At 58.9% G+C, this 5,501-nt stretch carries 3 rRNA genes; all 3 read left to right on the top strand.

The features are described from left to right. Window positions 1-204 precede the first annotated feature (204 nt). The 3 genes from WCS02_RS16870 (at window position 205) to rrf (ending at window position 5,440) form a co-directional block, all read left to right on the top strand. Window positions 205-1,721 (top strand): 16S ribosomal RNA (locus tag WCS02_RS16870). A 374-nt stretch (window positions 1,722-2,095) separates the two neighbouring features. Beyond that, window positions 2,096-5,186: ribosomal RNA gene (locus WCS02_RS16865) — 23S ribosomal RNA — on the top strand. A 137-nt stretch (window positions 5,187-5,323) separates the two neighbouring features. Next, a 5S ribosomal RNA gene (gene rrf / locus WCS02_RS16860) occupies window positions 5,324-5,440 on the top strand. The 16S, 23S and 5S rRNA genes sit together here, the layout of an rRNA operon. The last annotated feature ends 61 nt before the right edge of the window (window positions 5,441-5,501 follow it).

Genomic DNA, 5,501 nt, shown 5'->3' with positions numbered 1-5,501 from the left:
GAGCACCTGCTCCTTGAGAACTCAACAGCGTGCCAAAAATTGATGCCAGATATGTTCGGCTGGTGTCGTGGTCTGCCTTTCGGGGTGGGTCGCGGTTCTGGTCGATTCGTTATGGTGGCGGCCCTCTTTGCTGGGGGTCGTCGTGCCGAGGTTCGAACACGCAGATGTCCCGCCTGGTCTAGCGACTGGGTTGGGGGTTATGCATCTACGGAGAGTTTGATCCTGGCTCAGGACGAACGCTGGCGGCGTGCTTAACACATGCAAGTCGAACGGTGAAGCCCTTCGGGGTGGATCAGTGGCGAACGGGTGAGTAACACGTGAGCAACCTGCCCCTCACTCTGGGATAACTCCGGGAAACCGGTGCTAATACCGGATACGAGCACCGGCCTCATGGTCTGGTGCTGGAAAGAATTTTGGTGGGGGATGGGCTCGCGGCCTATCAGTTTGTTGGTGAGGTAATGGCTCACCAAGGCGACGACGGGTAGCCGGCCTGAGAGGGCGACCGGCCACACTGGGACTGAGACACGGCCCAGACTCCTACGGGAGGCAGCAGTGGGGAATATTGCACAATGGGCGAAAGCCTGATGCAGCGACGCCGCGTGAGGGATGACGGCCTTCGGGTTGTAAACCTCTTTCAGCTCCGAAGAAGCGAGAGTGACGGTAGGAGCAGAAGAAGCACCGGCTAACTACGTGCCAGCAGCCGCGGTAATACGTAGGGTGCAAGCGTTGTCCGGAATTATTGGGCGTAAAGAGCTCGTAGGTGGTTCGTCGCGTCTGCTGTGAAAGTCCGAGGCTTAACCTCGGATCTGCAGTGGGTACGGGCGGACTAGAGTGCGGTAGAGGAGATGGGAATTCCTGGTGTAGCGGTGGAATGCGCAGATATCAGGAGGAACACCGGTGGCGAAGGCGCATCTCTGGGCCGTAACTGACGCTGAGGAGCGAAAGCATGGGGAGCGAACAGGCTTAGATACCCTGGTAGTCCATGCCGTAAACGTTGGGCGCTAGGTGTGGGGCCCTATCCACGGGTTCCGTGCCGCAGCTAACGCATTAAGCGCCCCGCCTGGGGAGTACGGCCGCAAGGCTAAAACTCAAAGGAATTGACGGGGGCCCGCACAAGCGGCGGAGCATGCGGATTAATTCGATGCAACGCGAAGAACCTTACCAAGGCTTGACATACGCCGGAAACACCCAGAGATGGGTGCCCCGCAAGGTCGGTGTACAGGTGGTGCATGGTTGTCGTCAGCTCGTGTCGTGAGATGTTGGGTTAAGTCCCGCAACGAGCGCAACCCTCGTTCTATGTTGCCAGCGGGTCGTGCCGGGGACTCATAGGAGACTGCCGGGGTCAACTCGGAGGAAGGTGGGGATGACGTCAAATCATCATGCCCCTTATGTCTTGGGCTTCACGCATGCTACAATGGCCGGTACAAAGGGCTGCGAAACCGTGAGGTGGAGCGAATCCCAAAAAGCCGGTCTCAGTTCGGATTGGGGTCTGCAACTCGACCCCATGAAGTCGGAGTCGCTAGTAATCGCAGATCAGCAACGCTGCGGTGAATACGTTCCCGGGCCTTGTACACACCGCCCGTCACGTCACGAAAGTCGGTAACACCCGAAGCCGGTGGCCCAACCCGTAAGGGAGGGAGCCGTCGAAGGTGGGACTGGCGATTGGGACGAAGTCGTAACAAGGTAGCCGTACCGGAAGGTGCGGCTGGATCACCTCCTTTCTAAGGAGCATCGTGGCCGGGTCCCTTCGGGGTCTCGGTCCAGTCCCCTGTCGAGGCGTACGTCCTCGAGGGGCAGCTCATGGGTGGAACATCGATTAGTTGGCATCCGGGTCTCGTGCGTCCAGTACTCCCTGCAGCTTCGGCTGGGGGGAAGGAACGACGTCGACGAGGCTCCGGGTGCTTGGCACGCTGTTGGGTCCTGAGGGAGTGGCTGCGGCCGCGAACTCCGGGGACCTCACGGTCGGCGTACCGCCTGCACGTCTCCTGCCTGCGAGGGCTGGGGGTGCGGGTCTGGCGCCGGTCACCCGTGGGGGGCCTCCCGTTTCTTGAGAACTGCACAGTGGACGCGAGCATCTTTATCAAAAGAGTCTTTGTGGCAAGTTGATAAGGGCACACGGTGGATGCCTTGGCATCAGGAGCCGATGAAGGACGTAGGAACCTGCGATAAGCCTCGGGTAGGTGGTAACCGACCTGTGATCCGAGGATTTCCGAATGGGGCAACCCGGCTGGAGTCATGTCCAGTCACCCGCACCTGAACACATAGGGTGCGTGGAGGGCACGAGGGGAAGTGAAACATCTCAGTACCCTCAGGAAGAGAAAACAACAGTGATTCCGTGAGTAGTGGCGAGCGAAATCGGAACAGGCTAAACCGGTCGCGTGTGATAGCCGGCAGGCGTTGCGCGGTCGGGGTCGTGGGACCTCCTGGCCAGGACTGCCGTCCTGGCAGGGTGACGTGCGTGTCATAGCCGAAGGACCTGGGAAGGTCCGGCACAGAGGGTGAGACCCCCGTAGGCGAAATGGCACGGCGGCCCTGGAGGGATCCCAAGTAGCACGGGGCCCGAGAAATCCCGTGCGAATCTGCCAGGACCATCTGGTAAGCCTAAATACTCCCTGATGACCGATAGCGGACAAGTACCGTGAGGGAAAGGTGAAAAGTACCCCGGGAGGGGAGTGAAATAGTACCTGAAACCGTGTGCCTACAAGCCGTCGGAGCCTGAGAGGGTGACGGCGTGCCTTTTGAAGAATGAGCCTGCGAGTTAGCGATACGTGGCGAGGTTAACCCGTGCGGGGTAGCCGTAGCGAAAGCGAGTCCGAATAGGGCGTCTGAGTCGCGTGTTCTAGACCCGAAGCGAAGTGATCTACCCATGGCCAGGTTGAAGCGCGGGTAAGACCGCGTGGAGGACCGAACCCACCAGGGTTGAAAACCTGGGGGATGAGCTGTGGGTAGGGGTGAAAGGCCAATCAAACTTCGTGATAGCTGGTTCTCCCCGAAATGCATCTAGGTGCAGCGTCTCGTGTTTCTTGCCGGAGGTAGAGCTACTGGATGGCTGATGGGCCTCACCAGGTTACTGACGTCAGCCAAACTCCGAATGCCGGTAAGTGAGAGCGAGGCAGTGAGACTGCGGGGGATAAGCTCCGTAGTCGAGAGGGAAACAGCCCAGACCACCGGCTAAGGTCCCAAAGCGTGTGCTAAGTGGAAAAGGATGTGGAGTTGCCCAGACAACCAGGAGGTTGGCTTAGAAGCAGCCACCCTTGAAAGAGTGCGTAATAGCTCACTGGTCAAGTGATTCCGCGCCGACAATGTAGCGGGGCTCAAGCACACCACCGAAGCCGTGGCATTCGTACATGAGCCCGACCACGACTTGATCGTGGTCCAGGCGTGCGGATGGGTAGGGGAGCGTCGTGTGGCGGGCGAAGCGGCGGGGTGACCCAGCCGTGGACGCCACACGAGTGAGAATGCAGGCATGAGTAGCGAAAGAGGAGTGAGAAACTCCTCCGCCGAATGACCAAGGTTTCCAGGGCCAGGTTAATCCGCCCTGGGTAAGTCGGGACCTAAGGCGAGGCCGACAGGCGTAGTCGATGGACAACGGGTTGATATTCCCGTACCGGCGAAGGACCGCCCATACCGACCCAGACGATGCTGAGCACCATGAAGCTCGTCCCAGCTTGCTGGGGTGAGTGGATCGTGCGACCCAGATCTGCAGTAGGTAAGCGTATTAACAGGAGTGACGCAGGAAGGTAGCCTCCGCGTGGCGATGGTTGTCCACGTCTAAGTGTCCGAGGGTTGAGCATTGGCAAATCCGTGCTCTGGGTGCCTGAGGCGCGACAGTGACCGCGTATGCGGGAAGATGGGTGATCCTATGCTGCCTAGAAAAGCTTCGACGCGAGGTCCTAGCCGCCCGTACCCCAAACCGACTCAGGTGGTCAGGTAGAGAATACCAAGGCGATCGAGTGAACTGTGGTTAAGGAACTCGGCAAAATGCCCCCGTAACTTCGGGAGAAGGGGGGCCGGAGGCGTGAGAGCGCCGATGGCCGCAGAGACCAGGGAGAAGCGACTGTTTACTAAAAACACAGGTCCGTGCTAAGTCGCAAGACGACGTATACGGACTGACGCCTGCCCGGTGCTGGAACGTTAAGGGGACGGGTCAGCCTCACGGCGAAGCCCAGAACTTAAGCGCCAGTAAACGGCGGTGGTAACTATAACCATCCTAAGGTAGCGAAATTCCTTGTCGGGTAAGTTCCGACCTGCACGAATGGCGTAACGACTTCTCCACTGTCTCAACCACAGACTCGGCGAAATTGCACTACGAGTAAAGATGCTCGTTACGCGCAGCAGGACGGAAAGACCCCGGGACCTTTACTATAGCTTGGTATTGGTGTTCGGGACGGCTTGTGTAGGATAGGTGGGAGACTGTGAAGCTGGCACGCTAGTGCTGGTGGAGTCGTCGTTGAAATACCACTCTGGTCGTTCTGGACATCTAACTTCGGTCCGTAATCCGGATCAGGGACAGTGCCTGGTGGGTAGTTTAACTGGGGCGGTTGCCTCCTAAAATGTAACGGAGGCGCTCAAAGGTTCCCTCAGCCTGGTTGGCAATCAGGTGTCGAGTGTAAGTGCACAAGGGAGCTTGACTGCGAGACTGACAAGTCGAGCAGGGACGAAAGTCGGAACTAGTGACCCGGCCGTGGTGAATGGAAACGCGGTCGCTCATCGGATAAAAGGTACCCCGGGGATAACAGGCTGATCTTGCCCAAGAGTCCATATCGACGGCATGGTTTGGCACCTCGATGTCGGCTCGTCGCATCCTGGGGCTGGAGTCGGTCCCAAGGGTTGGGCTGTTCGCCCATTAAAGCGGCACGCGAGCTGGGTTTAGAACGTCGTGAGACAGTTCGGTCCCTATCCGCTGTGCGCGTTGGAGATTTGAGAAGGGCTGTCCCTAGTACGAGAGGACCGGGACGGACTAACCTCTGGTGTGTCAGTTGTCCTGCCAAGGGCACCGCTGATTAGCTACGTTGGGAAGGGATAACCGCTGAAAGCATCTAAGCGGGAAGCCTGCTTCAAGATGAGATCTCCGTGGTCTTCGAGACCGAGAGGCTCCCAGCTAGACTACTGGGTTGATAGGCCGGAGGTGGAAGCGTGGTAACACGTGCAGCTGACCGGTACTAATAAGCCGATGACTTGTTACATCTTCAGACTTCTTTGGTTGTCTGCTTCGCGTCCACTGTGCGGTTCCCGAGACATGGGAGCCCTGAGCCGGCTGTCGGCACGCCCCTTCGTGGGGTGTGCGGGTGGTGGGGTTCGGGTCCTGATATCTCGATAGAGTTACGGCGGTCATGGCGAAGGGGAAACGCCCGGTCCCATTCCGAACCCGGAAGCTAAGCCCTTCTGCGCCGATGGTACTGCCCGGGACACTGGGTGGGAGAGTAGGTCACCGCCGGACATTCTTTGACGACAGGCCGTCCCGGGTTCTCCGGGACGGCCTGTCGTGCGTTCCAGGGGGT

The organism is Aquipuribacter hungaricus (assembly GCF_037860755.1).
Taxonomy (GTDB): Bacteria; Actinomycetota; Actinomycetes; order Actinomycetales; family JBBAYJ01; genus Aquipuribacter; species Aquipuribacter hungaricus.
Note: the sequence above shows the minus strand (reverse complement) of the source record. Positions and strands in the feature narration are given on the sequence as shown.